The organism is Lysinibacillus sp. FSL M8-0134, assembly GCF_038069745.1.
In the GTDB taxonomy this organism is placed as follows: domain Bacteria; phylum Bacillota; class Bacilli; order Bacillales_A; family Planococcaceae; genus Lysinibacillus; species Lysinibacillus irui.
On the sequence record NZ_JBBPAJ010000001.1, the window covers coordinates 2,504,616 to 2,529,872 of the forward strand.

28 protein-coding genes and 1 pseudogene are annotated in these 25,257 nt (G+C 37.1%); 10 read left to right on the plus strand and 19 right to left on the minus strand.

The annotated features are described in order from the left end of the window. Positions 1-57: 57 nt before the first annotated feature. On the minus strand, positions 58-1,746 hold the full coding sequence (locus tag MKY49_RS12875) for an AAA family ATPase (RefSeq protein ID WP_312506454.1): 1,689 nt from the start codon (positions 1,744-1,746) through the stop codon (positions 58-60). A gap of 93 nt (positions 1,747-1,839) precedes the next feature. Here MKY49_RS12875 and MKY49_RS12880 point away from each other — a divergent pair, with 93 nt between their 5' ends. After that, on the plus strand, positions 1,840-2,274 hold the full coding sequence (locus tag MKY49_RS12880) for a hypothetical protein (RefSeq protein WP_274793368.1): 435 nt from the start codon (positions 1,840-1,842) through the stop codon (positions 2,272-2,274). Positions 2,275-2,302: 28 nt separating this feature from the next. On the opposite strand, the gene MKY49_RS12885 is transcribed toward MKY49_RS12880, so the two are convergent. The 4 genes and pseudogenes from MKY49_RS12885 to MKY49_RS12900 all read right to left on the minus strand — a co-directional run bounded on the left by MKY49_RS12885 (position 2,303) and on the right by MKY49_RS12900 (position 4,723). Beyond that, the gene (locus MKY49_RS12885) at positions 2,303-3,271 is read right to left on the minus strand and encodes a helix-turn-helix transcriptional regulator (RefSeq protein ID WP_274797340.1); all 969 of its coding nucleotides are present in this window, start codon (positions 3,269-3,271) and stop codon (positions 2,303-2,305) included. A 200-nt stretch (positions 3,272-3,471) separates the two neighbouring features. Further along, positions 3,472-3,787, minus strand: a pseudogene (locus MKY49_RS12890) (YbjQ family protein). A gap of 2 nt (positions 3,788-3,789) precedes the next feature. Further along, positions 3,790-4,278: a nucleoside 2-deoxyribosyltransferase gene (locus MKY49_RS12895; RefSeq protein ID WP_274793370.1), complete on the minus strand. Its 489-nt coding sequence runs from the start codon at positions 4,276-4,278 to the stop codon at positions 3,790-3,792. Between the two features lie 13 nt (positions 4,279-4,291). After that, the gene (locus MKY49_RS12900; protein WP_322606580.1) at positions 4,292-4,723 is read right to left on the minus strand and encodes a GNAT family N-acetyltransferase; all 432 of its coding nucleotides are present in this window, start codon (positions 4,721-4,723) and stop codon (positions 4,292-4,294) included. Between the two features lie 183 nt (positions 4,724-4,906). Here MKY49_RS12900 and MKY49_RS12905 point away from each other — a divergent pair, with 183 nt between their 5' ends. After that, complete coding sequence (locus tag MKY49_RS12905) at positions 4,907-6,079, plus strand: immunity 26/phosphotriesterase HocA family protein (RefSeq protein WP_341386431.1); 1,173 nt, start codon at positions 4,907-4,909, stop codon at positions 6,077-6,079. Between the two features lie 112 nt (positions 6,080-6,191). Next, positions 6,192-7,226 (plus strand): YdcF family protein, encoded by a 1,035-nt coding sequence (locus MKY49_RS12910; RefSeq protein WP_312506458.1) that lies wholly within the window; start codon positions 6,192-6,194, stop codon positions 7,224-7,226. Positions 7,227-7,271: 45 nt separating this feature from the next. Here MKY49_RS12910 and MKY49_RS12915 read toward each other — a convergent pair whose 3' ends face one another. The 8 genes from MKY49_RS12915 to MKY49_RS12950 form a co-directional block, all read right to left on the minus strand. Further along, positions 7,272-7,754: a hypothetical protein gene (locus MKY49_RS12915; protein ID WP_341386432.1), complete on the minus strand. Its 483-nt coding sequence runs from the start codon at positions 7,752-7,754 to the stop codon at positions 7,272-7,274. After that, on the minus strand, positions 7,745-8,227 hold the full coding sequence (locus tag MKY49_RS12920) for a DUF4259 domain-containing protein (protein ID WP_322610647.1): 483 nt from the start codon (positions 8,225-8,227) through the stop codon (positions 7,745-7,747). Before MKY49_RS12920 ends, MKY49_RS12915 begins: the two co-directional genes overlap by 10 nt. Before the next feature lie 28 nt (positions 8,228-8,255). Beyond that, positions 8,256-9,080 carry a metallophosphoesterase gene (locus tag MKY49_RS12925; protein ID WP_341386433.1) on the minus strand — a complete coding sequence of 275 codons (825 nt, stop codon included), beginning with the start codon at positions 9,078-9,080 and terminating at the stop codon, positions 8,256-8,258. A gap of 17 nt (positions 9,081-9,097) precedes the next feature. Next, positions 9,098-9,898: a hypothetical protein gene (locus MKY49_RS12930; RefSeq protein WP_312506462.1), complete on the minus strand. Its 801-nt coding sequence runs from the start codon at positions 9,896-9,898 to the stop codon at positions 9,098-9,100. 20 nt (positions 9,899-9,918) lie between these two features. Next, entirely contained in the window at positions 9,919-10,617 is a 699-nt protein-coding gene (locus MKY49_RS12935; RefSeq protein WP_322606585.1) for a DUF4274 domain-containing protein, read from the minus strand. An 18-nt stretch (positions 10,618-10,635) separates the two neighbouring features. After that, positions 10,636-12,291 (minus strand): DUF6138 family protein, encoded by a 1,656-nt coding sequence (locus tag MKY49_RS12940; protein WP_341386434.1) that lies wholly within the window; start codon positions 12,289-12,291, stop codon positions 10,636-10,638. 67 nt (positions 12,292-12,358) lie between these two features. After that, positions 12,359-13,420 carry a suppressor of fused domain protein gene (locus tag MKY49_RS12945; RefSeq protein ID WP_322606587.1) on the minus strand — a complete coding sequence of 354 codons (1,062 nt, stop codon included), beginning with the start codon at positions 13,418-13,420 and terminating at the stop codon, positions 12,359-12,361. Between the two features lie 260 nt (positions 13,421-13,680). Next, positions 13,681-14,229 carry a hypothetical protein gene (locus MKY49_RS12950; protein WP_274793380.1) on the minus strand — a complete coding sequence of 183 codons (549 nt, stop codon included), beginning with the start codon at positions 14,227-14,229 and terminating at the stop codon, positions 13,681-13,683. Between the two features lie 420 nt (positions 14,230-14,649). Between MKY49_RS12950 and MKY49_RS12955 the strand changes: the two genes are divergently transcribed. Further along, positions 14,650-15,159 carry a hypothetical protein gene (locus tag MKY49_RS12955; RefSeq protein WP_341386435.1) on the plus strand — a complete coding sequence of 170 codons (510 nt, stop codon included), beginning with the start codon at positions 14,650-14,652 and terminating at the stop codon, positions 15,157-15,159. Between the two features lie 103 nt (positions 15,160-15,262). On the opposite strand, the gene MKY49_RS12960 is transcribed toward MKY49_RS12955, so the two are convergent. The 3 genes from MKY49_RS12960 to MKY49_RS12970 form a co-directional block, all read right to left on the minus strand. Next, positions 15,263-15,781, minus strand: a complete 519-nt coding sequence (locus MKY49_RS12960; protein ID WP_274793382.1) for a GNAT family N-acetyltransferase — start codon at positions 15,779-15,781, stop codon at positions 15,263-15,265. Between the two features lie 580 nt (positions 15,782-16,361). Beyond that, entirely contained in the window at positions 16,362-16,964 is a 603-nt protein-coding gene (locus MKY49_RS12965; RefSeq protein ID WP_274793383.1) for a CPBP family intramembrane glutamic endopeptidase, read from the minus strand. Positions 16,965-17,129: 165 nt separating this feature from the next. Continuing rightward, the gene (locus MKY49_RS12970) at positions 17,130-17,294 is read right to left on the minus strand and encodes a hypothetical protein (RefSeq protein WP_341386436.1); all 165 of its coding nucleotides are present in this window, start codon (positions 17,292-17,294) and stop codon (positions 17,130-17,132) included. A gap of 148 nt (positions 17,295-17,442) precedes the next feature. Between MKY49_RS12970 and MKY49_RS12975 the strand changes: the two genes are divergently transcribed. Beyond that, complete coding sequence (locus tag MKY49_RS12975) at positions 17,443-18,384, plus strand: SDR family oxidoreductase (protein ID WP_407135934.1); 942 nt, start codon at positions 17,443-17,445, stop codon at positions 18,382-18,384. 2 nt (positions 18,385-18,386) lie between these two features. Here MKY49_RS12975 and MKY49_RS12980 read toward each other — a convergent pair whose 3' ends face one another. Further along, on the minus strand, positions 18,387-19,268 hold the full coding sequence (locus MKY49_RS12980; RefSeq protein ID WP_312506469.1) for a LysR family transcriptional regulator: 882 nt from the start codon (positions 19,266-19,268) through the stop codon (positions 18,387-18,389). Positions 19,269-19,403: 135 nt separating this feature from the next. Between MKY49_RS12980 and MKY49_RS12985 the strand changes: the two genes are divergently transcribed. Then, positions 19,404-20,162 (plus strand): SDR family NAD(P)-dependent oxidoreductase, encoded by a 759-nt coding sequence (locus tag MKY49_RS12985; RefSeq protein WP_274793387.1) that lies wholly within the window; start codon positions 19,404-19,406, stop codon positions 20,160-20,162. Between the two features lie 227 nt (positions 20,163-20,389). Here MKY49_RS12985 and MKY49_RS12990 read toward each other — a convergent pair whose 3' ends face one another. Beyond that, positions 20,390-21,232 carry an MBL fold metallo-hydrolase gene (locus tag MKY49_RS12990; protein WP_341386437.1) on the minus strand — a complete coding sequence of 281 codons (843 nt, stop codon included), beginning with the start codon at positions 21,230-21,232 and terminating at the stop codon, positions 20,390-20,392. Positions 21,233-21,502: 270 nt separating this feature from the next. Between MKY49_RS12990 and MKY49_RS12995 the strand changes: the two genes are divergently transcribed. Together MKY49_RS12995 and MKY49_RS13000 are read left to right on the plus strand one after the other, a co-directional pair. After that, entirely contained in the window at positions 21,503-21,727 is a 225-nt protein-coding gene (locus tag MKY49_RS12995) for a hypothetical protein (protein WP_312506471.1), read from the plus strand. A 729-nt stretch (positions 21,728-22,456) separates the two neighbouring features. After that, positions 22,457-22,933, plus strand: coding sequence for a GNAT family N-acetyltransferase (locus tag MKY49_RS13000; RefSeq protein ID WP_341386438.1), 477 nt, complete (start codon positions 22,457-22,459; stop codon positions 22,931-22,933). A gap of 334 nt (positions 22,934-23,267) precedes the next feature. Here the strand turns inward: MKY49_RS13000 and MKY49_RS13005 are convergent, their stop codons facing one another. Continuing rightward, positions 23,268-23,603 (minus strand): YolD-like family protein, encoded by a 336-nt coding sequence (locus tag MKY49_RS13005; protein WP_312506473.1) that lies wholly within the window; start codon positions 23,601-23,603, stop codon positions 23,268-23,270. 340 nt (positions 23,604-23,943) lie between these two features. On the opposite strand from MKY49_RS13005, the gene MKY49_RS13010 reads away from it, so the two are divergent. Beyond that, positions 23,944-24,639 carry a cupin domain-containing protein gene (locus tag MKY49_RS13010; protein ID WP_445928405.1) on the plus strand — a complete coding sequence of 232 codons (696 nt, stop codon included), beginning with the start codon at positions 23,944-23,946 and terminating at the stop codon, positions 24,637-24,639. Positions 24,640-24,736: 97 nt separating this feature from the next. After that, positions 24,737-25,213, plus strand: coding sequence for a DUF3231 family protein (locus MKY49_RS13015; RefSeq protein WP_274793395.1), 477 nt, complete (start codon positions 24,737-24,739; stop codon positions 25,211-25,213). The last annotated feature ends 44 nt before the right edge of the window (positions 25,214-25,257 follow it).

A 25,257-nucleotide genomic window follows, 5' to 3' on the forward strand; every position in this document is an offset into this window, starting at 1 on the left:
ATACATGCACACACTAAAATAATTGCAATTAGCTTTTTCATTCTTCTACTCCTTGCTTTAAAAAGTATTATCAAATAAATTTTCTGAAATACCTTGTATAATATCTTGCTCCTCAAAGGTCATCAGTTCTTCCTTTGTAATCATTGCTTGCTGTATCAATCGATTGGATTGGATCGTTACTAGTTTTTCAAACAAGTTTCGGATATAACGTCCATTAGAAAAATTAGGAATCGTTTCAATAGGTATTTGGTGGAGTTGAGCTTTCATACGCTGGGCAAATGCTGCCCCAAATTGGTAATCATTTGTTTGACAAAGCATAGCAAAAATATCATAGAGCTCATCCGTACTAAAATTATCAAACTGCACAAAATGATTAAAGCGTGATTTAAAGCCTGGATTTGATTGTAAAAATTCCTCCATAAGCTCTGTGTAGCCAGCAACAATAATGACTAAGTCATCTCGTAAATCCTCCATAGCTTTTAATAAACTATCAATTGCTTCCTTACCAAATGCATCCTGTTTATCATTAATCAATGAATAAGCCTCATCAATAAACAAGACACCCCCCTTTGCTTTATTGACGACCTCCTGAACCTTTAGGGCTGTCTGACCAACATATCCTGCAACTAACCCTGCACGGTCTGTTTCAACAAAATGTCCACTCGATAATACGCCTAAATGCTTATAAATTTGCCCAATAATACGTGCCACTGTTGTTTTGCCTGTGCCTGGATTACCTGTGAAAACAAGGTGGTAGGTAATAGGAAAGCTTGTTAAACCATGGTCTACACGTAAGCTTTGAATTTTAATAAAGTTAATTAAATTATGTAATTCTTTCTTTGCATTTGGAAGACCTACAAGACCATCCAATTGCTTTTGAAGTTTGTTAATTTCCTGTTCAATTTCGGGCGTAATACGTAATCGTTCGTCATTTATAAATTCTCCGCTATAAATAATTTTGCCCTCTTCATTATAATAATCGCCTCGTCCATGTTTTTTCCCCTGCACAAGATCTCCAATATAAGAAGCCTGTCCATTATCATAATAAAGCGTTCCATGACCCGTCATTGCATCCTCTTTAAAATGTCCTTCCGCTTCCAGTACACCTTCTCTAGAATAGACCTTTCCTTTGCCATGCTTCAGATCCTCAAAGAAATAACCTTCATAATAGAGTGTAGTCACTCCACGGTCAAGCTCCTCTCCTGTTGGAGACTCTGCAGGATAATATAATTTCCCAGCTCCCTGCATATGATGCCAAATAAAATCACCCTCGTACTGTAAAAATCCGGTCGGATAATATTGCTTGCCTTTTCCTTTTTTCATACCATGGACAAAATCACCCTCATATTGTGGTTGATTTAAATGTGGATACATTGATCGTAGTTCTTGATACGGTGCAATTACATCTTCTTCATAATATAAAATGCCATAGCCATCCATTAAATCATTACGAAAATGGCCTTCATAATGAATTTGACCATCTTTATACAAAATACCATTACCTTGTTTTTTATTTTGAATAAATTCACCTTGATAAATGAGTTGTCCTTTTAAATACATGATGCCATTGCCTTGCTTCATATGATTGATGAATTCACCCTCGTATAATGGTTGGCCTTCTTGATCAAATAGTGTGCCTTTGCCATCATAAATATCGTGACCAAAATCGTTTTTTTTGACGCCACCTCGATACATGATTGTACCATCTGGATAAAATAATTCTTTTTCTTCATAATTATGTGTCATTTGATTGCCTTCCTTTATCATTTCAGTATATGCTCAATTATAGCGTGGAAAAGAATACATATGTGTGAATTTTTAGAATTTAAGGAGACGAGCATGAAAAAACGATACAAACTACTACTAGGCATTTTACTCCCACTACTTATTCTGTATATCTCGACAATGCTGTTAACAAGGGACACAGATTTTACAACAGAGGTAACAGAGCGTCTCGATCTAGAGGAAATTCATGAAATTGAAATTATTCGTTCTTCAGATGAAAAAACAATCACTTTAACAGATACAGCCAAAATCAATCAGATGATGGAGCCATTTAAAGACCTGCCGTTAAAAAAAATATGGTTTGCTAAATCCGATTTCAAGGAAGCTTATTGGATAACTTTATCAACTAATAATGACAGAGAAATTGGCTTACGTTTAGATGATGACAAGCATTTATTTGTTTATTTATATGAAGAAAACTACATGAAAGATTACAAACTTACCCAGGATTTTGATATGACATTCATTGAGCAGCATTTTCAGAAATAGAAAAACCCGTGCACTTAAGCACGGGTTTTCAAATACAACGATAATTTTGCTGTATAGCTTGGATTGTTGCAATAATCTCTTCTCTTAGCTCAATTGGCTCTAATACCTCGATAGTCGCACCTTGACTCAGCAGCCACATTTTGATGCCTATTCCAAATACCTCTGCCTCGAAAAAGTATTCGCTATCGTTTTGTGAAAGTAATTTAGCTGAGGGTAATCGATTGAAGATGGTCTTAGGTGATTTTCCTTTGTAGAGAAATCGAATAGGTAAAAGTTCACCCGCATCCATAAACGGCTTGCGCTTGTGAAGTTCTTCCACTTGAAAATGGTCAGTAAATGGCTTGTAAAATTTATTCGTTAGTTCACGACTATCTTGAATGTGATCCATTCGATAGGCAATGGGTACATCCTTTTTGGAATGATAGTCATAAGCAATTAAGTAAAAGTCATACTCTGAAAAGATAATAGTAAGAGGCTGTAACATTATTTCCGTTGGGGTTATGTCATCCTCATGAAGATAATCGATTTGAATGATTATTTTTTTGGATATGGCTTCTGAAATACGCCAAATTAGTGGAATGAGAGATTGTTTACGATATGTATCTACATCAAAATGATTTTCATTTAAAACCATTTGTTCCCGTTTATTTGCCTGCACATTGGAAGCAAGCTTTTCAATAATAGTACTCAACTCTGATTTTACAAGCGCCTTAGATGCTATCAAAATTTTAATAATCGTCAATACTTGCTCTTTCGATAAACGGTTGTTATTTGTATGGATTAGCTTGTACACCTTTTCTGAACGCGCATATTGCAAATGGCAATCGAGCTTCGCCTTGGCAATATATGCTCGTATTTGATCGATGTCTCGTTGTATAGTTTTTTCACCAACCTGATGTGTTAATGCTTCCTGCTTCTTGTTGATCCCATGGCCATCCATTAGTCGATTAAACATCGACAGAACCCGATAGCCTTTGCTTTGCTGTGAATCCACCATATATCCCACTCTTTCTTCCTTCTATCAATTCTAGATATTTCTATATCTTATTGGTACTATACGCCTCCTACAATAAAACACCATTCAAAGAACGAAATAAACGTTATTCTCGACATAATTAACTAAAATTTTACAATTAATTAGCTAATAATAGCTATAAAAAAGGACTTTAATAAAATGCATTAAAGTCCTCACACCCATTATCTTAATTTTACAGCTGTTCCGTACACTAACACTTCTGATGTACCATCCATGACAGATGAAGTTGCATAACGAACCCCAACTATTGCATCTGCGCCCAATTGTCGTGCTTCCTCCTCCATGGCTTGTGTGGCGATTTCACGAGAACGAACGAGCATTTCAGCATATTCTTTCATCTCGCCACCCACAATATTACGAAGTCCAGCTAACATGTCACGACCAATGTTTCGGGATTGAACAGAATTTCCTTTCACTAAGCCTAATGTTTTCGATAATGTCTTTGCCTGCGACAATATCTGATGTAGCTAATAACATGATTATGCCTCCTTGTTTGACAATTTTTGTACTGCTTCCACCGTCTCTTGAATGGAAGATGTAATGATTCCATTACGTTTAATTAAACCAATAACAAATAAATTACGGTAAACAAACTGATTTTCTAGTCCATCTCGGACAAGTGCCTCGATTTTTTTCATATTATCTCGCCCTTGCTGACGAACATCTGTCAGTACACCAACAATAGGACGATTGAGCATAGCAAACGCACCAATTTCAGCGGCTACCCCTGAGTCAATTTCAACCCCATCTAATACAGCGATTAATACATCACTCTTTTCTAACATCTCTAAATCAGCTTGCGCGATTGCCAAACTATCTGCATAGGCAGACTTATCATTAATGGCATCGTTCTCCTGTGGTACGTATAAAGCGATGCCTGGCACTGCCTCACGAATAGCTGCAGCTAGCTGCTCGTTGACTAAACGATCTCCTAACGAAAATAATCCATTTGCTAAATATGCTTTCATGTTTTTGAACTCCTTAAAGTGGTTTTTCTAATATAATTTTATGTCTGTCTTTCTCGTCAACAAATGTGGACACGATATCAAACCCATGTTTGAGATTGGCGATAAGCATTGCTTTGAATGCATTTCTGCCATATGTACGAACTTTCTGAAAGCCTAATGTTTTGATATGTGCGTGCTGTTGTTTCATTAATTCACTTGCAATCCCCAGCCCTCGTTTCGTTTCATGAACGCCACCCAACCAACTATAAAATACATCATCTGGATGTGGATAGCCTAGTTTAAAGCCAATTAAAGTGTCATTTTCAACTGCTAATAGACAAAGAAGACCTTCTTTCTTTTCTAGCTTTTCGAGTGGCAAATAATCGCCGTCAAAGACATGCGCATGGACTTCCTGTAGTTGCTCCAACCAAGCATAGGGTATGCCTTCCGTCATCACAATATGCATGTTCATCACCTCTGTCTATCATTATAGCAGTTCTATAGCCCGAAGAAAAAGGTGATCATCTAATCCAAAAGCAATCATGATCATTGCACAAAAGTAACTATTTTCGGCTTGAGCTATTTTCGACACCTATCTAATTCAGTATACTTGACGAAAATAGGAAACGATAGGTAGGAGGAAGTTTAGATGACACCATTTACTAGTTGGTTAACCAATTCATTGCGCCCTTATTTCGGCCTTGACACACTAGAAGAACACTGGGACATATTTCAAATTAGAGAGGATTATTTTATTTGCCTCGATGGAGATGTCATTAAAAAAAGAATTTTCGTTAATGAGCATAGCTACCAAGAAGCAGATGTCGACATTTCAACACGTAATCGTGAAGTCATTGTCCCTCAAACCGCACGTGGAAAAGAAAAAAAATTGAATTACACAAATATTTCTGCAGTGAAAGCTACAGGCGTTGTTTTTTCGGCTGGTTTAGGCAATCAAAATCATCCATCTAGCTATATTACAGCTCGTAATACCAAAACATATTATCAGTTACCACTAACAGGCTTTGAGCATTTAACGACTAAAACAGCTCTCTTGAATTGGCTACAGCAATTTCCATCCCTACTTCCTGTAGATTACCCTGACAAGCTAGCTAAGCTAACAAAGATGAAAAGTTTACGCTATAAGACTGTGCCAGGCGATATTTTTCGTGTAGAAATTGATTTATTTGAAGATGGCTATGTGCTTGTAATCGGTGATTTACGTCAAATGCAGAAAGATCATTTATTTGCAGAGGATAGTATTTGGCATAATGTTATGACGATGCCTTTATTTGTCCGTCCCTACTTGTTGACAACGACAGAGCGCTCGCCTTCTCTTGAGGAAATCCAATCCGCTCCATTGGCCGCCCAAACCTATATTGTTATGGACGATCATTTTATGCGTGGGTGCTATGAAAAGGTGGGTCACAAAATGCTAATAGAATCAGATATTGTCTTCCCAATGGGATATGGCGTGACACTAGACTATGGTAAAGAGCCTCGATATCGTCTTTCCTGGGGCTCAGGAACAATTAGCAAACCTGCACCTTTAACCTCATTTCAAACAGCTAGTCGTTTTACCAATCATGGCGTCTATGCAGGCGTAGCAAGTGATTGGTTGAAGCCAGAAGAAGGAATTGTAGAGGAGTCACTAGATCACCTTGACTATCGCGAGGAACGACAACAGGCGTTAGCTGAATTCGGCTTGCCGGAAGACATCACTTATGATGATTTTAATCGCCAAACTGGTGGATTGACGCGCGAGAAATATATTCATTATGTCAATAAAACGTATAGTCGCAGTCGCTCTCACAAAAAATAGAGGGAGTATGCTCATGCTCTCTCTATTTTTTATTGATGGTTGATTTCATCCAATAATTACTTATAATATAAAGATATCATTAACCCACTCCATCACTAGAGGTGCTTTTTTTATGTATTTTGGCATTATACCACTTATTTTTTTCATCATTTTTCTTATATCATATTTAAAAGACCCGAGAAAAATGATCAACGGACTATTATTTAATGTATTTGTCTGCTCATTTCTATTATTCTGCGTCATTCTATCTTTAGCATCTGACCATTACTTTATAAGGCTCATTGTCATTATTCCATTAATTGCCTTATTCATCTTAATTCCTTTTGGCATTGTTGCTTTAATGTTTGGTTTATTTTTAAATGCAAGAGTATTAATGCAGCGAGAGGGCAGGCGTTTAGCTAATTCTTTAACTTTGCTTGTGGCTATAGGCATTTTACTTTTTATGCTATTACCGATTATTAGTCCTGCTAGCTTGTTTTCAAGTCATCTTCAACCGATATTTGGAGCGATCTCACTGATTACGTTTTATTTCTTTATCCACCTATCCAATTTTTTATCAGCCTATTTTCTCTATCAATTCAATCGACCACGATTAAATCAGGATTTTATCATCGTGTTAGGTAGTGGGCTAATCAATGATAAAGTACCACCGCTGTTAGCAAGTAGAATTCAAAAAGCGATCGATTTTTATCATAAGCAGGCAGCTGTTTCCACACCACCGACCATCATTTTATCTGGTGGACAAGGGCCTGATGAAAATCTTCCAGAGGCTGAGGCGATGCAACGTTATGCCATTGAAAAGGGAATACCTATCGAGCATACATTACAAGAAAATCGCTCTGTTAATACTTATCAAAATATGCTGTTTTCGAAGCAACTCATGGATGAAATAACACAAGGTAAAGCTTACAATAGCATTTTTACAACAAATAATTTTCACCTATTTCGTGCGGGTATTTATGCAAGACTTGCTGGCTTAAACAGTCAAGGCATTGGCTCAAAGACGGCCTTTTATTACTGGCCAAACGCTATGATTCGTGAATATGTTGCAATTGTAGTTATGGAGCGAAAGCGTCATATGAAATTAATTGCACCTATTCTCGGTATTGCCATCATTTTATCTGTTGTTAGTTATTTCATCCTATAACATAGTACTGATTCGTGCACTTTTTAAGGTGTCACGGATCTTTTTTTACACCAAGTACTGTTTTATTTGTTGCTCATAGACCGTCTCATAGTAATATTTGCGAGGATAGCACTCCTTTTGGAGTACCTGATAAAGGATGGATTGCCCTTCCTCGTAACGAATGGAAAAATCGCAATGATCATATAGTTCTCGTGACAACTGTTTGATTATACGAACATCTTTTGCAGTCACCCTCCAGCCGAACTGAATTAGATCCTGTTGATCAAGTGGATCACGATACGTATCAAACACAATACAGGCATGTGGCAGATGCTTATTGGTAAATACTAAAACATCCCCTGTATGGATGGATTGATCAAAAAAACGTTCGTAAATCTCTTTTATAGGCACTTGGATATCCAGCACATCCATAATTTCCTGAAAAGTTGGGTGAGGGAAATAGTCATCATTTGTTTCATCTGGATATTCAACTAATTCCAAAATGGAAGCCATTATCCAAAAATCATAGGTCATTTCATTCACTTCCATTTTTCCATTGCTGCTAAATGGCTAATTTCTTGTTCCATTCTCTCAATAAGATTGGCAAGGTTGGCTTGCCATTCAGGCCAACTTTGGGATTCAGACCATAATTCAACAAGCTCTCTACTCCCATGTTGGTCACGAACATCGTCTTTAATATCTTTTAAATATCTTAAAATAAATGTCAAAGAGCTTTTATCTGCCGTCATGTGTATGTTTGGATCATTGCTGTCTTTACCGTAAAATTGACCAGTATTGAGATAGTGGATGTAGAATTCCGCTAGTGCCATTGCACTCATATCATAGAAAAAATCGATATCTTCAAAGGTCTCCCCGAAAAAGCCTTGATTTTTCATTGCCTGGATACTATTCCTTAATAGTAACTGTTTTGATTCATTGTGTTGGTTGATAAAATCCTGTAAAAAGCCCACAACATCTAATCCTTCATCACTTTCCAACGCTTTATAACCCCAAGTCCCCATTTCATGCTCCTCCCTTTCTTAACTTCCTTTAATCTAATGAAGCTTTCGTAAAAATAAAAGCTCGGCCATCTGTATTTAAAATTTGCAACCCATTATCACACTCTACCATCTCCGTATCCCAATGAACGTGTCCACAGCAAACAATTAAATTAGAAGCTTGCTGTAGCTCATTCCAAATACTTGCGTTTCCAGGTTGCCTATGTAGCCTCACTTCAGGACTTTCATGTAGCAATAAAATTGCAGGGTTTTGCCTTAATAACTGACGTAAATGGGTTAAATAATCAGCTTCGCTCATACGATTCGATTTATCAGCCCTACCAATAACTCCCCCTAATGCTGCAATCGTCATTTCACCGCAGTGCAGCTTGCCAGCCTTAGGGAAAAAATGAATACCTGCTGTAGCGTCCAATATAGCTCTTGCCTCACATGAGAAAACATCATGATTCCCCGCAATACCCGCCACAACACCAAATTTACTTTGGAAAGCTTGCCATACCGACAATGGATTGCCACTGGACCCCCTCTTTAACGGATCTACATACAAATCTCCACATAAGCAAACCACCACTTTGGATGGATTCAAATCAGAAAAGTGCGTTTCAAACAATTGTGCTAATGTATCAGCAAGCCCTTCTCCCAGCAATTTTTGCTCGTGGTCAATAACTCCCTGTAAATCAGAGGTAACGACCAACGCATCTAGCTCCTTAGGTAGCACCATCTCTCCCCAATAAATAGGAAGCACTTTATAGGCTATGCCTTTTCCATTAGGGGCGGCTGTTTGGTATGGTAGTCTCTTTAATGGTTCCTTTGCAATATCGACAATTTTAATTGAACGATGGACTGGTTTCTTCATCCGTGAACGCTCCTTTCTTACAGATAGGAGCCAAAGTAGAACTTCAACTTTTCTTGTGAATAGCCGTCTTGCCCCCTCCAAGTAGCCATTGACATGAAATCTGTTCCTCGTCCTCGCTCCTTCCGAAAGTCATTCTTTGATACAAGTATTCCTGCATAGCCCCATATTTCCATGACAACATCTCGTTCATATTGATTGGACTTAAAAACATCTTTCCACCGTTTCTCAAGCTGTCTAGCTGCATCCGTGTCTTGACAGGATCCAATCGCCTCTACCATCTTTTTCAAAATAGCTACATCTTCCTCGCAAACAGTAAATGCCTGTTGTTCTTTCACTAAGCATTCTAAATCCAGCAAACAATACAATAGCCAATTTAGACGAATACCTCCCCACTTGATTCGTTCAAAATTCAGCACATTTAAGTCTTCATTTACATACAATTCTTTTGGCATTATTTTTTGTTCATTACAGTAGCCACACGCACTATAGGCTACCGAAGCTACAGGTCGTTCGTGATAGGCATGATTCGGTAGATCATAGGTAAGGGCCCAGCTAGATAGGGCACTGCGCAAATGAACTTTGCGAGTTGACAAACTATGCAAAAATGCTTGGATCACCAGTTCTTTTGTTAAGACTTCATCATGGAGTTGTCTGAGCCTTTTAATACATTCATCATGGGATATCGTTAAGCGATCAAACATCAACCCTTTATCTTTCGCATACTGAAAGTCTTCAACTGTATAGGTAGCCCCTTCAGCTCTCCATCTACCCGATTGCCAATAGGTTTGCATTAAAATTTTCTTGGCTTTTTGATCCATTATAAATCCCCTTATCTCTGTCATGAATAATCTATTTGTGCTGCTAATTTTTCGGCCATCTCTTTCCATGGACGTTTCCACTGTGAACCCGCAATTTCTTCTTCTGTTTGTTCTAGCCAATAATCACCTTCCATTAGCTCAAACATCTCCATTAATGTAATAGGAGCACAAATTGGATTGGTCATTGCCGCGAGCATAGGCTCTGGTCCATCATCCCAGTTATAGCTAATAACAATGGCGTGTAAAATGATAGCCGACGATATCTTACTAATGCGGCTGCACATTATTTCAATAGATTCCTCATATAAAATGGCGTTCACCTGTTGCTGTTCTTCTTCGCTCAAAGTCAGTCTAATTGCGCCAGGAGTATCCAGCAATAAATCTGCTATCCCTTTATGCTCTCTTGCCGCATACCAAGCCGTTGCCCTAATCCCTTCTGAAGCGTTTAACGCTACACCCCTAGTAAGTAGGTAGGAAATAACATCTCTTTGCTTAAACTTCACCGCTTTTTTCAGCGCACTATCTCCTAGCTTATCTTGAGCTTCTAAGTCTATGTTTTCTGTTAGTAGAAGCTTAATACCTTCAAGTGGCATACGATGGGTAATAAACAGCATTAACGGTGTTCTTCCCCGCTCATCGCGTTCATTTACATCAAGCTTGGTCACAGCCTCTCGTACCCTCTCAAGGTCTTTAGATTTACTAACCTCTAGCCAATCCATTTCGATTACCTCCATTATTTAATTCATCCATTGTAATATTTTATCTAGCTCCTTACTCGATGTTTCTTCTTGCTTCCTACGCTGGGCTAGCTTCTTTGGATTACCAAATAGTCGGTATAACACAACTTCTCGCTCGTAGTCCTTCTTATTTTCTAACTCTTGCACAAGAGCCCCAAGTAAGTTTGGCTGCCACATATCAATGCCTTTTAGTGGCTTAGCCGATTCATTCGAACCCATTAATATGGCTACCAAAACAGGCATTAGCTCTACTGAGAGGCCATGAGCTTCTATAAAGGCCTCTGCATAACCATCTTGCACAGACTGATGCTCTATATCAACGAGCGCCATGTAGGTTTGGATAAGCGAGAAATAGGCATCACTAGAAAGGCCTAATCCAAATACTGCATAGGTGCCCGGCATTGCTGATTTTTCACTTGGCTCCACATCCTGATACCAAGCAAATTCTTCCATAGCTACTTGTGCATAGTCCGCTATTAAAGGGAAAAGGGTAGGAAATGCTAGGCAATTGGCAAAAAACTGATGAAGCTTTGATTTAGCCAATTTTTTTATAGGAAGATAATTTTTTACTTTAGACTTCAATGACAACTTGTAGCCTTTAGGAAAGCCTTCCTTTAGAAGATCAATGATATAATGAAGTGCTTCTCGATAAGCCGCTTCCTCTTCTGCTATGATTCGTATATCAATTGTTTGCAATATATCATTCGCTTGTCCTTGAAAAACATCGCGCTTTCGCGTGCTTTCAAAACGACCGCTCCCTGTTTGCAAATAATCAACTGCCTGCTGAGAGCCGAGCTGCTTGGCAAGCTCAAGGTATTTTAGGCAAGTAGCAGGCTCTTTCTGACCTATTTTTAACGCCACATACAGGAAAAAATCTATATGTTCCTGCTCAAGTTGTGGAGGGAGATCAGTAGTTTTAAGCACCCACTCTTTAATATACTCTCCTGTTTGTTCAAAATAGTGCGTTAAAAAATGCTCCTCTGTCCACTGCTTAAATGCTGAAGTATAATAATAAATCCATTTATCTAAACGTTCTTTGTTGGCAAGATGCTTCTCTTGTAGTCGACGAATTAGTGGTTCGATTTGATCAGCTACTGGATGAAAAAAATGCGGATTGACCAAATATTGTGCGAAGAAAAATTCATCATTATCACTTGGACGCACAGGTAGCTCAGCCATCACTTTTGTTTCAATAAATGTTGTCAGCGCTTCTTTTGTCAACTCTAGTTTGCGATTATTCAACAGCTTCTCTTGATAATGGAACACCGTATTATCCTGTTCGAATTCAAGCACGATTTGAAAGTGGTAATCAAAAAATCGAGGGCCGTATTGTTCTGATAGAAAAATCGTTTCCACTTTTGTAGATAATGCCGTAAAAAGTTCTACTATATAGCTTTTTTCTGTAAACTCTTGTATGTATGGACCCGCCTCCACCTTATAGGCACTATCACTCCAACTAAAGGGCTCATAGACATCAATAAAAATAGTACCGTTATGCGTTTTTCCTTTTTTCCAAGTAACTTTTAAATAATTAAAAATGCCTGCTTGTAGTCGACTTTGACCTTTCAATGAACGTATTCTCTTACTTTCTTGTTGATAAATGGACGTAAGCTGCTCCCATACATCTGCTAGAAAATGTTCTACACATTGCTCCAAACATACAACCTCCTTTTCCATGCTTAGCGAAAAATCTCCCGCTAAAAAGCCTAGCGAGAGATCCACCTTATCCGATTGTTTTCACAACCGCTCCTTCTTGATTTTTAATATGCGTTTTCAAAATTTGAAAGCTCACTCCTGCTAACGTAGATATAGTAAATTGGCCTTCTTGCGGCACAAGATTTTGACTTAGTTCCTCCACCGCGTCCTTGTTTAATGTTATGGTAATTTCCTGTTCAGTCTCATGATAGCCCACCTGATCATCCGCTTTAAAAAGGATTGTAGTTTGTTGACCAACTAAGCTAAGATTCTTATTTTTTAATAGACGTCCTCGTAATAATTTACTTATAACCTCCGCTTGCTTGGCTCCTAGTTGCATAATATTGGATTGTTTATGAAACCAACCCTTTTTCCCCTCTTCCCAAGCGAGTTGATCGACAAAAAGAAAGCCTGTATTGGACCCCTCTTCCTCTATTCCTCGCTCAACTGCCTCTTGTACTTTGGGATTTTGTAGTAGAGAAGGTCGTGTTAAATCAGTAATATAGCTTGGTATTTGCTCAATCCCCGCCTCTAACACCCCTAATGTATTCCATGTCTGCATCGCTTCAAGCTCATCCTCTGAAATACCAACCATTTGAATAAACTCCATCTTGCCATTAGGTGTATCCATTTCTGCAAGCTCTGGGTCATGTGTAAAGGCCAGTGCGGTTAATTGCGTATCAGAATCAAGACAAATAGGACCATTGGCATCCAAATAATCGCCTTTTCTAAAAACATTGCCACTATTAAAAACATATCTGCCCATATTTTGAAGTAAGTTTAAGGCCCAAGCAGGTGGCTCCTCCTCGTCCTCGTGACGCACTAATCGAAATGTCAATTCAAATCCATACCCACTGTATTCCTTATTTTCCAATTCCTTTTCATATAATTCCGAGAATCCATATGTAACAAAATGCCAATGTGGAATGGGTGATTCACTTTTATAGGCACTTATCCCATCTAAAGGGTCTTGTCCGCCTAGTGAATAAGGGATCATCGTTCCATAATGCATAGGCTCCTGGTCGCCATATACTTTTGCTAAGGACTGATCAATTGCATCCCATCCAACTGCTGTTACTTCTTCGCTCATTTCTAAGTCCTCCTTAGGTGATCATTCAATCGTTGCACATACATACCTAATAGTTATAATACCAATTTTATGGTAGCTCTTTTAACAGGAATAGGACTCATTTTCTGTTTTTCAGTACCTAGGTTTATTTTCATTCGGAACAAGGTAAATATGACTAATGACAGTAAACAGGCTATCTTTTCGTACTAAACAAAAAGATAGCCTGAGTATTATGCAATTTTCAACGTATTGAATAACATGGTGAAAAGAAAACGGATGACTTAGCCATACATCATGGCAGGCTCACGTACAGCATGTAAATAGTCTGCTAGTTTCCCTGCGTATACTTTTTCTAAATACGGTAATTGTGCTAGGCAATGAGGCGTCATTAATGCTGGATTTTGGACTATCTTTAAACCGCCCACTTTTAATAGCGTCGCTACAAATTGGGAACAAAAATAAGCACGCTCACGTCTCACTTCCTTTTGCATCACTACCCCAAAAAGACCGATAAAATTATATTTATAGCGATCTCGATTCCAATACATATATCGAACAATTTTCATCATCTCTAAATATTGATAATGAGATATCCGACAACGATAAATAACACAATCAGCGGATTCAAATAGTCCTCTTTCCGCATCCTCTCGTAAAAAACCTCCACTTAATGGATTATTTAATTGTCTTCTACCAAAGCTATACATTTCAAATAGCCCCTCATCAAAGGCTATGGATGCATGATTCATCTCTTTGCCTGTATACATGCCAATTGCTTTCGATAATAATGTGCCTGTTTTGGTTAATACTATGTAAATCGTATGTGCCATATCTTCACCTACTCCAATGTTCTCTCCTACTACCAATACGTTTTAAATCTTCAAATGGTTTCGTGAATTTCCTTTTTTTATAAGTATACACAGCTAATCTTAAATTTTTCCTTAGTAGAACCTGAAGATTTCCTTAAGATTTCACTTTATGAGGGTGTATTTACAATGTAACAGATCCCTTAAACTCAACGTTTCTACGATGCTTATTTTTCTACTACCTTTATTTATATGTATGTATTTGTATTCTTATGTGGGGTACATTTGGGTGCAGATACTTTTTTTCTGGGGTACTTGTGGTGCAAAAAACGGCTAATAGATAACTACTTATTAGTTTATATGAGTGATTATTTATGCCAATCCACACTTACAAAATTAAACATTTTTGATATAATTTTACCGAAGGCCGGAAAGGAGGAAAATATGAGGAAACGACTCTTCATAACAATTAGTGTTCTTGCCGTCGTAATTGGCTTAATGGTATGGGATGTGTACGAAAATAAAGAGTTAAAAAAACATGAAGCCATTGCTAAAGCTGAATTTGAAAAAATTTATACAGTAGCAGATATTTTTGAAGATGCCATTTTAAATAAAAAACCAACTTCTTTAAACATCCTTATAATTGAATCAGAACCGCTAAATCCTGAAAGAGTAAATGTCACAAACGAAAAACAACAAAAACAAATTATGGATGCGATAAACAACTTGCAAGTACAAAAAACACTCGGTGCAACTCCTTATGAAGATATGGATTATTCTATTAACATCGAATCAAATAAAAGCTATGGATTGCACGTATCCGAAAAGAAAAAACAAATTGCATTTCTAGATTTAGATAACGATTCAACTAAAACAGAAAATAAATTTCTTTATGAATACAAGATTCTAAAAGGTGCTAATGAATTTTTCAATGCTTTAAAGGATATTCAATAACACAATATACAAGCAGGTTTCAGCTCAGACTATCGCCAAAAGGAATCGACAAGAAATATCGATTCCTTTTTGTTATGAAATGGTACCAATTTTTATTCCTCACCTATAAGTTCTTTTGAAATAAAGTATGCCCATCTCCAATGCCGACTTGTTCAAAACCATTGCTACGATAAAAATCATTTAATTTATTATTTTTCTCTACGCAATCCAATCGTAACGTATTTTTTCCTTCCTTTTTAAGATACTGTTCAAGCCATTGTAATAATTCTTTTCCTAAACCAGAGCCCATATTAGAACGAGATACAGCTAATCGATGAAGATAGACGGCTTCATCATTTACATGTCCCCAAGTATGTTTGTCCCAAGAGCTTGGTGTGTCATACAGCGTAAATGTTGCTACAATCTCTTCATGTCGTTTAACAATAAAAGTGTCCTTATTACTGATCGCCTGCCTTATTTCATCATCTTCTCCTCCAGCAGCTAAAAATCCCCATTGATCGATTTCTTGTTCCTTTAGCCATTTTGCTACATCCTTTAAAAGATGAACTATTTGGTCTGCTTCTTTACTCGTTGCAAAGGTCACTTCATAATCCGCCAATAAAGAACCTACGTTATTTGACATGTTCTATTCCCCTATCTTTCAATATTTTGATAACCGCAAAAATGAATATAACTGTTTAATACGACTCCTTTTTATTAATATCCTTCCTTTTTACATATAAAATCTCTTTCCCCTAGAAGTTTCACATTTTTTACCGTTAATAATTTTTTTCAATCTCTCATTATCTCGTATAAAAAAACCCATAATAGCTAACAATAACTATACTTCTGTTTGCCTATTTTTAAATTTTTGGCTTCTACTTCTTCCACGACAATCAAAATAATGCCTTCCAATAGGTCTTTTACTAGTGAATCGACAATTTAACATACATTACAAATAGAGGTGCTTGCATTGACTACATTCGGAAAATGTTTATATATCGTGTTCTTTGTAACACTGTTTTTATTTACAACGATTTATGATCATCTCACTCATGGGGATTGGGCCTTACTTGAAAATTTTTTCTTTTCTTTTTGGGTAGCAACTTTTTTATTCATGACGTTACTACTTAGAAGTAAAAAAGGTGAAGCAGAAAAAGGTTAGTTCATTTTAAAAGCTCAACAAACATAACCCCGTTCTCATTTGAGAATGGGGTTAGTTGTCAGTTGGATTTTTTAACACGTAAAACATTATATTTAAATAAAAGTGTTATCCCTAAGTTCATCAGAAAATGGACGATAATGGGGACCAAAATATTGTATGTATTAAAATAAAGCCAGCTAAACGTCAGACTTGGAATACTAATATTCAGGAGCATGATTGGCTTTTTAAAGTATTGAACATGAATGGCTAAAAACAAGCATGTAGTGATGAGTATGGCCATCCACTGATGATCCAGCCAAATGTAAAGAACATTTTGGATAATTCCTCTGAACAGAAGCTCTTCAAACACAGCACCTAACAACATAAAGGCGAAAATCTCGTGTAATGAATACATTTGATAACTCTTATTTGTATCATCAATATCATTCGAGGGTACAACATACGTTAAAATCACGCCATATAAGACTAAAGCAAAGGAAGCAATGATGACATACATAAGTAATTGAGCAGGATGATTAAATGTTAAGTATTGCTCAATGTTAACTACCTCGTACACGATTAACATAAACATAATAGCTAAACAAATGAATGAAAAGGAGGTAAACACTACAATAGCATCTTTCGGGTTAGCTTCCTTTTTTATGATTTTTTTATTTTCCATATAAAACCTTCTCTTCTTTTTTTCTATTGCTATCCTAGCAAAATCCATGAAATTTAATCTCAGGATCTCCTTATTTCAACTATTTTTTCTAATAAGAAAAGGAAAAAAAGCCTACTTTAAAAAGAGTTCGGCATAACACCGAACTCAATCTACAGTTGCATCATACTATACTATTGGATAATACGGCTCGTAAATGGGTTGACTATAATAAGGTGGTCTAACACCAATGGTCGGTGTGAGCCAAGTATAATTCAAATAATGAATGTTTAATGAGTATGCTGCTTCGTTTTCTAATAACCGCATAACCTCTGGAAAAAATTCAATTTCCATTTGACACTCCCCCTGTTGCATTCATAGCTATTTTCTATGCTTTAACATAAAAAGGTAAGCATTCATAGTATATGATGAAAAGGAGGGATTGGTTATCAACAATCCAAATGACTGGAATTCAAAAGACTACGAGGAATTAGTACAACAAATTCAATTTTATCAACAATGGTTTGAGGACAATAAAAAAGACGATCCGTACCCACACTACCCTATTTATGGTAAAATTACACAATACAAAGAGGTGCCTCTAACACAACCCGAACAAAGACAATTACGCCAGCCTGGTCTAGAAAGCTTAATGGTACCAAAGCCTATCATTGAAAACCCTCATTATAAAGGGAGTGGCAAGTTAAAGGGGAAAGTTGCTCTTATCACTGGGGGTGATAGTGGGATGGGCGCTGCCGCTGCCATTGCCTTTGCAAAGGAAGAGGCCGATGTCGCCATTGCCTATTTAGATGAGCATGAGGATGCTAATAGAACGAAAAAAAGAATTGAGGAGCTAGGCAAAAAGTGTTTGTTACTTCCTGGGGATCTACGTCATAAAAAACAATGTGTTGACATTGTTTTAGAAACGATTAACACTTTTGGCCGTTTAGATATTTTATGTAACCATGTCGGTATTCAATTCCAACAAAATGATCTTACAGACATCACAGATGAACAATTTGATGAAACATTTAAGCTTAACGTTTATTCTCATTTCTATACGACAAGAGCAGCCCTTCCCTATTTAAAAGCAGGAAGCTCTATTATTGGTACTGCTTCCGTTGTGGCTTATGCAGGTGAACCTTTATTAATTGATTACACTGCTACAAAAGCAGCTATTGTTGGCTGGACTCGCTCCTTGGCAAAAAGCGTTGCGAACAAGCAAATTCGCGTAAACGCGATAGCCCCAGGCCGTATTTGGACACCACTTATTCCTTCCAGCTTCTCTTCAGATGAAAACGCCCTACATGGAACTAATTTATTTAACCGTATGGCACAGCCTTTTGAAGTGGCTCCTACATTTGTGTATTTAGCATCGGATGATTCTAGACATGTTACAGGGCAAGTATTACATGTAGATGGTGGTGAATCGACCCAATCTTAATTCTATTTCTTATCACTTAAAAAGTTGATCGCAAAATCACGAAAACTATTGACAACAAATGAACTCTTTCTGTTTTTATTCCAAGCAATGCCTACCGTTTGAAAGCATTCAGGATCTGAAATTTTCAATATCTTGGCATTATCTAAATACTGATCTAAAAAAGAATTTTTAAAAATAAAAGAGATGCCTTTCCCTTCATTCACTAATTGTAAAATGATTGACAAATCTTCTCCTTCAAATGCAATTTGCGGAGTAAAGCCTGCCTTTTCAAATAGTTGGTTTTCAGTTGCTCTGAAATTTTGCTCTGTTTCGGATAATATAAATAGCTCGTCCTTGGTTTCAATTAGTGAAACACTTTCTTTTACAGCAAGAGGATGATTTTTTGGAACGACTAAAAAAATCTCTTCTGTAAATAGTGGAACCCATTCTATTCTTCGATCAGCAATCGGATTGATAACAATCATTAAATCTATTTCACCATAAATTAATTTTTGTTGGGCTAATTTATCTGGTAATACATATTGTCGGATTTTAACGTTCGGACGCTTTTTATAAAAATTAAAAAACAGTTTGGGTAATAGTTTTGAATTCATGACATTTATGGCGACACTATCTTCTCTAATATTAGCTAGCTCTTGAATCTCTGTCTTTGCCTCATATAAATCATCTAGCGCTTTTTCCGCCTTCTCATAAAACATTCGCCCGTATTCATTTAAGCGAATCGATTTCCCTTTTCGATCAAAGAGTGGTACGCCAATATTTTCTTCTAAACGCGCAATCGTTTTGCTTAAGGAAGACTGTGATATTTCTAGTTCCAAAGCTGCTTTGGACATATGCTCTAGGCGGGCTACCATTAAAAAATATTCTATTTGTGTTAGTTGCATTTTTTGTCCTCCCTCTAATGCTTATTACTATAAAGGAATAAGCTCATTCTTACAAAATTATTGAATACAATTTTTAAGGAACGCTATACTACACATGTTAACAAGAAGCTCTTTAAATAATAGGAGGCAGGAAATATGAACTTACAAGATTTCGAAGGTCGTGTTGTTTTAATAACTGGAGCAGCTACTGGTATTGGTCGTGCTACAGCACTTGCTTTTGCTCGCCGAGGTGCGAAAGTAGCCATTGGAGATGTCGATGATCGTGCACAAGAAACGGTTGAGCTAATCCAACAAGAAGGTGGAGAAGCTGTATTTTTTAAAACGGATGTAACAAACGCTGATCAATTGAAATTATTAGTACAACAAACAGTAGAAAAATTTGGTGGACTCCATCACGCTTTCAACAATGCAGGTGTTTTAAATAAGCCAGCCAAATTCGTTGATATTGAAGAAGAGGCTTTTGATAAAGTAATGGCAGTGGATGTTAAAGGTGTATTTTTTGCTGTAAAACATGAGCTTGAATACATGATCAAAAATGGTGGTGGTACAATTGTAAACACTGCATCTGTAGCAGGTTTAATTGCCGATCCAAATATGGCCCCATACGTTACTGCCAAACATGCAGTTACTGGCTTAACGAAAGCGGCCGCTATTGACCATGCAGAAGATGGTATCCGTGTAAATGCTGTAGCACCGGGATTAACAGAAACACCAATGACACAAATGTGGAAAGATAGTCCTGAAGTATGGAACGAGGTTGTTTCTAATGTGCCAATGCGTCGCTCTGCTAAACCAGAAGAGATTGCTGAAGTAGTTGTCTTCCTTTCTTCAGATGCTGCAAGCTTCTGTAACGGTTATGTATACGGAGTAGATGGCGGGCAAGTTGCTCACTAAGTACCATTCTCTACTTTAATAAGTAAACAGTGTGGGTAGTTTTTACCCCACTGTTTTTTCCTGTTCCTATCTATTACTTCTAGCTTTTAATCTATATTTCAATTACTTTTCAATTTATTTACAGTGGTTATGTTCATTACTATACAAACATACATTAATGGCGGGATAGCACCTTTAACATCGCCCCCAAGATGTTTTTGTACTGTGCTATCCCGCCCTTTTTACAGCTAATTGAGGTACTTACCGTGATTAGGTAAAGCAATTTGGTCAAAATCATCCACAAGCTTCTGAAGATTTTCTGTCAATTCTTCTCCTTCCATTGCTAAACCATGTCCTGTAATGGCAACAGAAGGTCTTAATTCCTTTAATTTTTTCACTGACTCATAAGCTGCTTGCCAATCCGTTGTCAAATATCTAGGTGGACCACTAATTTCTTTTGTCTGGGTCAATACTTTATAGAGAGATTCTTGTTTCACCGTTACAAAGGCATCTCCAACAATTAATGCACCATCTTCGCTTCTAAATAAAGAAATATGTCCTGGTGAATGCCCTGGCGTATGAATCCAATGGAATCCTGGCATATGGGGGACAGAACCATCTGAAGGAAGAGCACTCACGTTACTCCCTAATTGAATTGATTCATGCGGAAAAATAGGTGACATTTTAGCAATCAAACCACCGTTAACTGTAGAATCAGGTTGTGGATAATTTTGTTCTCCCGTTACATAGGGTAATTCCAAAGAATGCACATAGACAGGGACATTCCAATGTTTGATTAATTCAATAATGGCTCCCACATGATCAAAATGACCGTGAGTCAATATAATGGCCTTGGGACGAGCATTGGCTCCAAAACGATTTTCCGCTACAGCAATGATTTCTTCCGCACTTTTCGGCATACCTGCATCTATTAACACAAATTCATTGGCATTTTGACCGTACAGCACAATATTGACGATCTGTATTGTATATTGATATAAATCAGGTCGTACTTCTACGCCAATACCGCTCCCTACAGATGTCGCCGGTATAAATTTATAATCATCACCGTAATGTAGATCCTTGTCCATTTCCAAACCTACTTTCGCTTCATATTTTATCAAGACAAACCTATTTTTCCTTTCTTCAGTAAAATTAATGCATGCAAAAATTGTGATTAAAAACTGCATAAACCAAATACACTAAAGTGCCAAAAGTCTTCCATTGACTGTTAATACAATTGGAAGAGTATATTGTTTAATCGTTATAAGCTACTGACAAAACGACTCCCATTTTTAGGTATTTGACCTCCACACCTATTACCACTTCTTTCATATATTACAATAAAAGGAGTGGTAATTGTGCCTTGGCAACACGAGATCCCCTATTTAATCGGGCGGCCAGTCGGTGTTTCTTTTACAAATGGGCAGGGTACTTCTGGTGTCCTCTGCGGCGTTTCAGGTGGAAAGCTTCTTGTCCTCGAATATTTGTATCAAAGCCAATTTGCCTTAAAACAATACGATTTTCATATGATTCAAGATGTAAATGGCTTTCCACCTTGTCAGATGCAGCAGCCATTATACTAAAGACATCCATCTAGGATGTTTTTTTATTGGCACTCCTTAGTTGACATACAAGTTATCTATTGTCCTTTTTAATTGGAGTTTTTCTCACAGCGTTTTTTCAATACTTAAAGTATTTAGTTGAAATTAAAAGCTAGCGCTTAAGATAGATAACTATCTTAAAACGCTAGCTCATCATAATAATAGTAGTGTAAAGTTCTTTCAACTTTACGTACACTCCTTTTATTGGTATTTGGGGTCACTTTCGTCCAAGTGACCTCTTTTTGTCATTCCATGTTTCGCTGTTTTATCCTTTACCCTATCAAACGGTATCATTGGAACATTCATACGACAAATTCGTTCTATAGGAGGGAGGAAAACAATGGGAATTAATTTAAATTTCTGGTCATTTGTTTTATCTTTAGGCTGCATCCTACTATTTTTTCTTTCAGGCACAATGAAAGACTTTTTTGTTACACAACTTCATTTTCATCCATTGACATTGACTCTACTCTTGTCCATTGCCTGTTTCTACCTCAGCTTTGTTGGAATGAAAGATGTAAAAAATTTAGCAACATTGCTACGAGGGATCATAACAATGTTGATCACACTTATCCTAATAATCAGTATCTCCTTCATTTTATTTTTTGGTAATTTTTTAAGTTAAACTATCCTAGCTGACATTATTTTTATACAAGCCTCCTTGACGAACATCTGTTCTGTAGTTAGAATAATAAAAAAGGAGGCTTTTTTATGCAAAAAACAGCGAACATTGAATTAGTACATTTTTCAGAAGATTATGTGGAGCAGTTACATAGTTTTGAACTACCGGAAGACCAACACCAATTTACAGCGCTTCCAAAAGAAATTTCCATAGAGACGGTTGGACAATATCCTATCGTCATATTAAGTGATCATGTGCCAGTTGGCTTTTTTGTTCTTCATGCAACTGACAGGGTAAAGGAATATTCTACAAACCCTAATGCTATGTTGTTAACTGCCTTATCCATCGATCATCAACAACAAGGTAAGGGCTATGCTAAAAAAGCAATGTTTGCACTTGCTGACTTTGTGAAGCAACATTTTAATGAATGTAATGAAGTGGTGTTAGTCGTCAATCACAAAAATATCGCCGCACAGCATCTTTATCAAAAAGTGGGCTTTGTAGATAACGGAGAAAGAAGAATGGGGCCTATTGGTGAACAAATTGTTATGCAGTTACCACTTTAAAGAAACCGTCACTCATTTGTTTTTTCAAATGAGTGATGTTAAATTGTTTTAAAACAAGCTCTTCCAACTCGTTTTTTAACGAACACCTCATCATTTCCTACCGCAACATTCCGCGCATCGATAAAATAATGGTCTATAAAATGCCAGTATAAAGAATATGCTGTTTGGCGAGCTGACGTTTAATGTGAACATAATCCTTCTATAAAAACGTTAACAATGGAAGGGAACAATACACGCTTCATCTTAAAATGCTCTGACATTGTTAGATATGCTGCAATAATTTCACTGCAAAGTCGAGCTGTAAACATTGAGGTCTAATAGTCGATGCTCTCTATTATTCAAGACCATCATCTTCTATATGGGCAGCATAAATATACTTTAAGGGAATATGCTTCGTTGTGGTGATAGTTTCTAGTAATAACTCCTCCTCATGCATCGCCTGAATGAAGCCTCCCCATTGAACATAATGAGCCTGATCCCATATAGTTAACATAATATAGTTATGTTGAACAATTGCTCGCGAGATCGTTTGCTGTAATTCTTCAAGCTCCCATTCAGTGCGTTCACGAGGTGGCTCTGTAAACACCTCTTGTTTCCATTCTTTCAAAAGCATTAAATGCTCTGGTAACATCATCGCTGTCCACTTCATTGTTCCTCTATCTTTTATCATTTTCTCCACTCCTTAAGCAAGTGTCCGCCATATAAGCCATTGCGTGAAACACCGTGCCCACTTTTGTATAGGAAGCAACTCGTAATAAAGCTAGCATTCCATATTTTCTAGGTATCCATTACATGACCATTGATGATAATAATGTTGAATGCTCCTTTACTTACTGTAGTTCGTAAACATAGCTCTCTGAAGAAGAACGAATGTTCGTTTTTTATTATACGTATGTACTTTCTTAAATAGAAGTGGTAATTTTAGGTAACTTTAAAAAGGCAGATGAAGCAGGAGTTCCCACTGAGAGCTAGGCATTTGTGTAAGCCTAGCAATAATAGAAACATACTCTATGGTGATAATGAAGAGTACAATTGAAGTGAGAAAGGATGTAACTATAAACACAAATATTGATTATTCCTCCCCGTCTGCGGAATTCACTTTTGATGTCAACAAAAGTACGCTTTTTAAAAAGGATTCACGAAATTATATTAATGTGCTTGGCGTGGAACAATTAAATACATTAGAAAATGTATCTTTACTCGATATTTTTTTAAGTGAAGATAATGTTGTTGAGCCACATTACCATCAAAATGCAGCTGAGCTTGTCTATTGTATTACTGGGGCGGCGACAGTTTCCCTATTGAATCCCTTTACGAAGAAAATTCAAAACTATCCGATCAAGCCTGGGCAAGTCGCTAATGTACCACAGGGCTGGTGGCATTATGAAATAGCGACAGAAGATGACACCCATTTACTCGCTATTTTCGATGCGCCAACACCAGAAGTCATTTTAGGCTCTGATATATTGAAATTTACTCCAGCTAATATTATGGCTCACACGTATTGTTTAGATGAGGAACAATGGAAGAAAACCATTGCACCGGTTGTTCCAACAACTTATATTGGTCCAGCAAAAGGCTGTAATCATGTCAAATCAGCAAGCGATAAACAAACGAAGCCAAAGCACTATATGAAACCATGTCCTTATCCGTATCCATATCGTTACCCTTATCCACATCCGTATCCCTATGGCACATATTATTAGTACGTTCTCTTAGTAAACTTTTATTGTAAAAGATGAATAGAATGTCATTTCTTGTCCATCCTAATCTTAGATAACCTAAGAGTTAGGAAGTGTCTCAATGTTAAAAGACAATCTAGCATCATTACGATTTAAGGAGATTTTTAAGCTTTGGTCACAGCTTGGTGTCAATCAAGGATATATTGCTTCAAGCCATGCCTTTTTTAAGCATACGCGTGATAAACAATTAAAGATAATGATCCTGGAGTTTATTCAATGTTTAAAAGAGGAAAATAAGCACCTGACATTGTTACTTAAGGAAAATGGCGTCTTGGCACCTACTACATCCATCGAGTATAATACGATGAAAATAACAGACCTTCGCGGCAAATCGATGATTAATGATGGTGAAATTAGTGCGATTTTATCCATGAATATCGCCTCCTCTTTAATTTCCGTAAGTCAAGCACTCGATCTGTCAGTGAAGAAGCTCCATTTAACAAAATATGGTGAACTTCATATGCGTTATTCACTACTGGGATCAAAATTGATTGACTATAGTCAGCGTAAAGGTTGGTTAGAGGCTCGTCCACGCTAAAAAGAAGCATCCGTTTCATCCATAACGGAAGCTTCTTTTTTTAA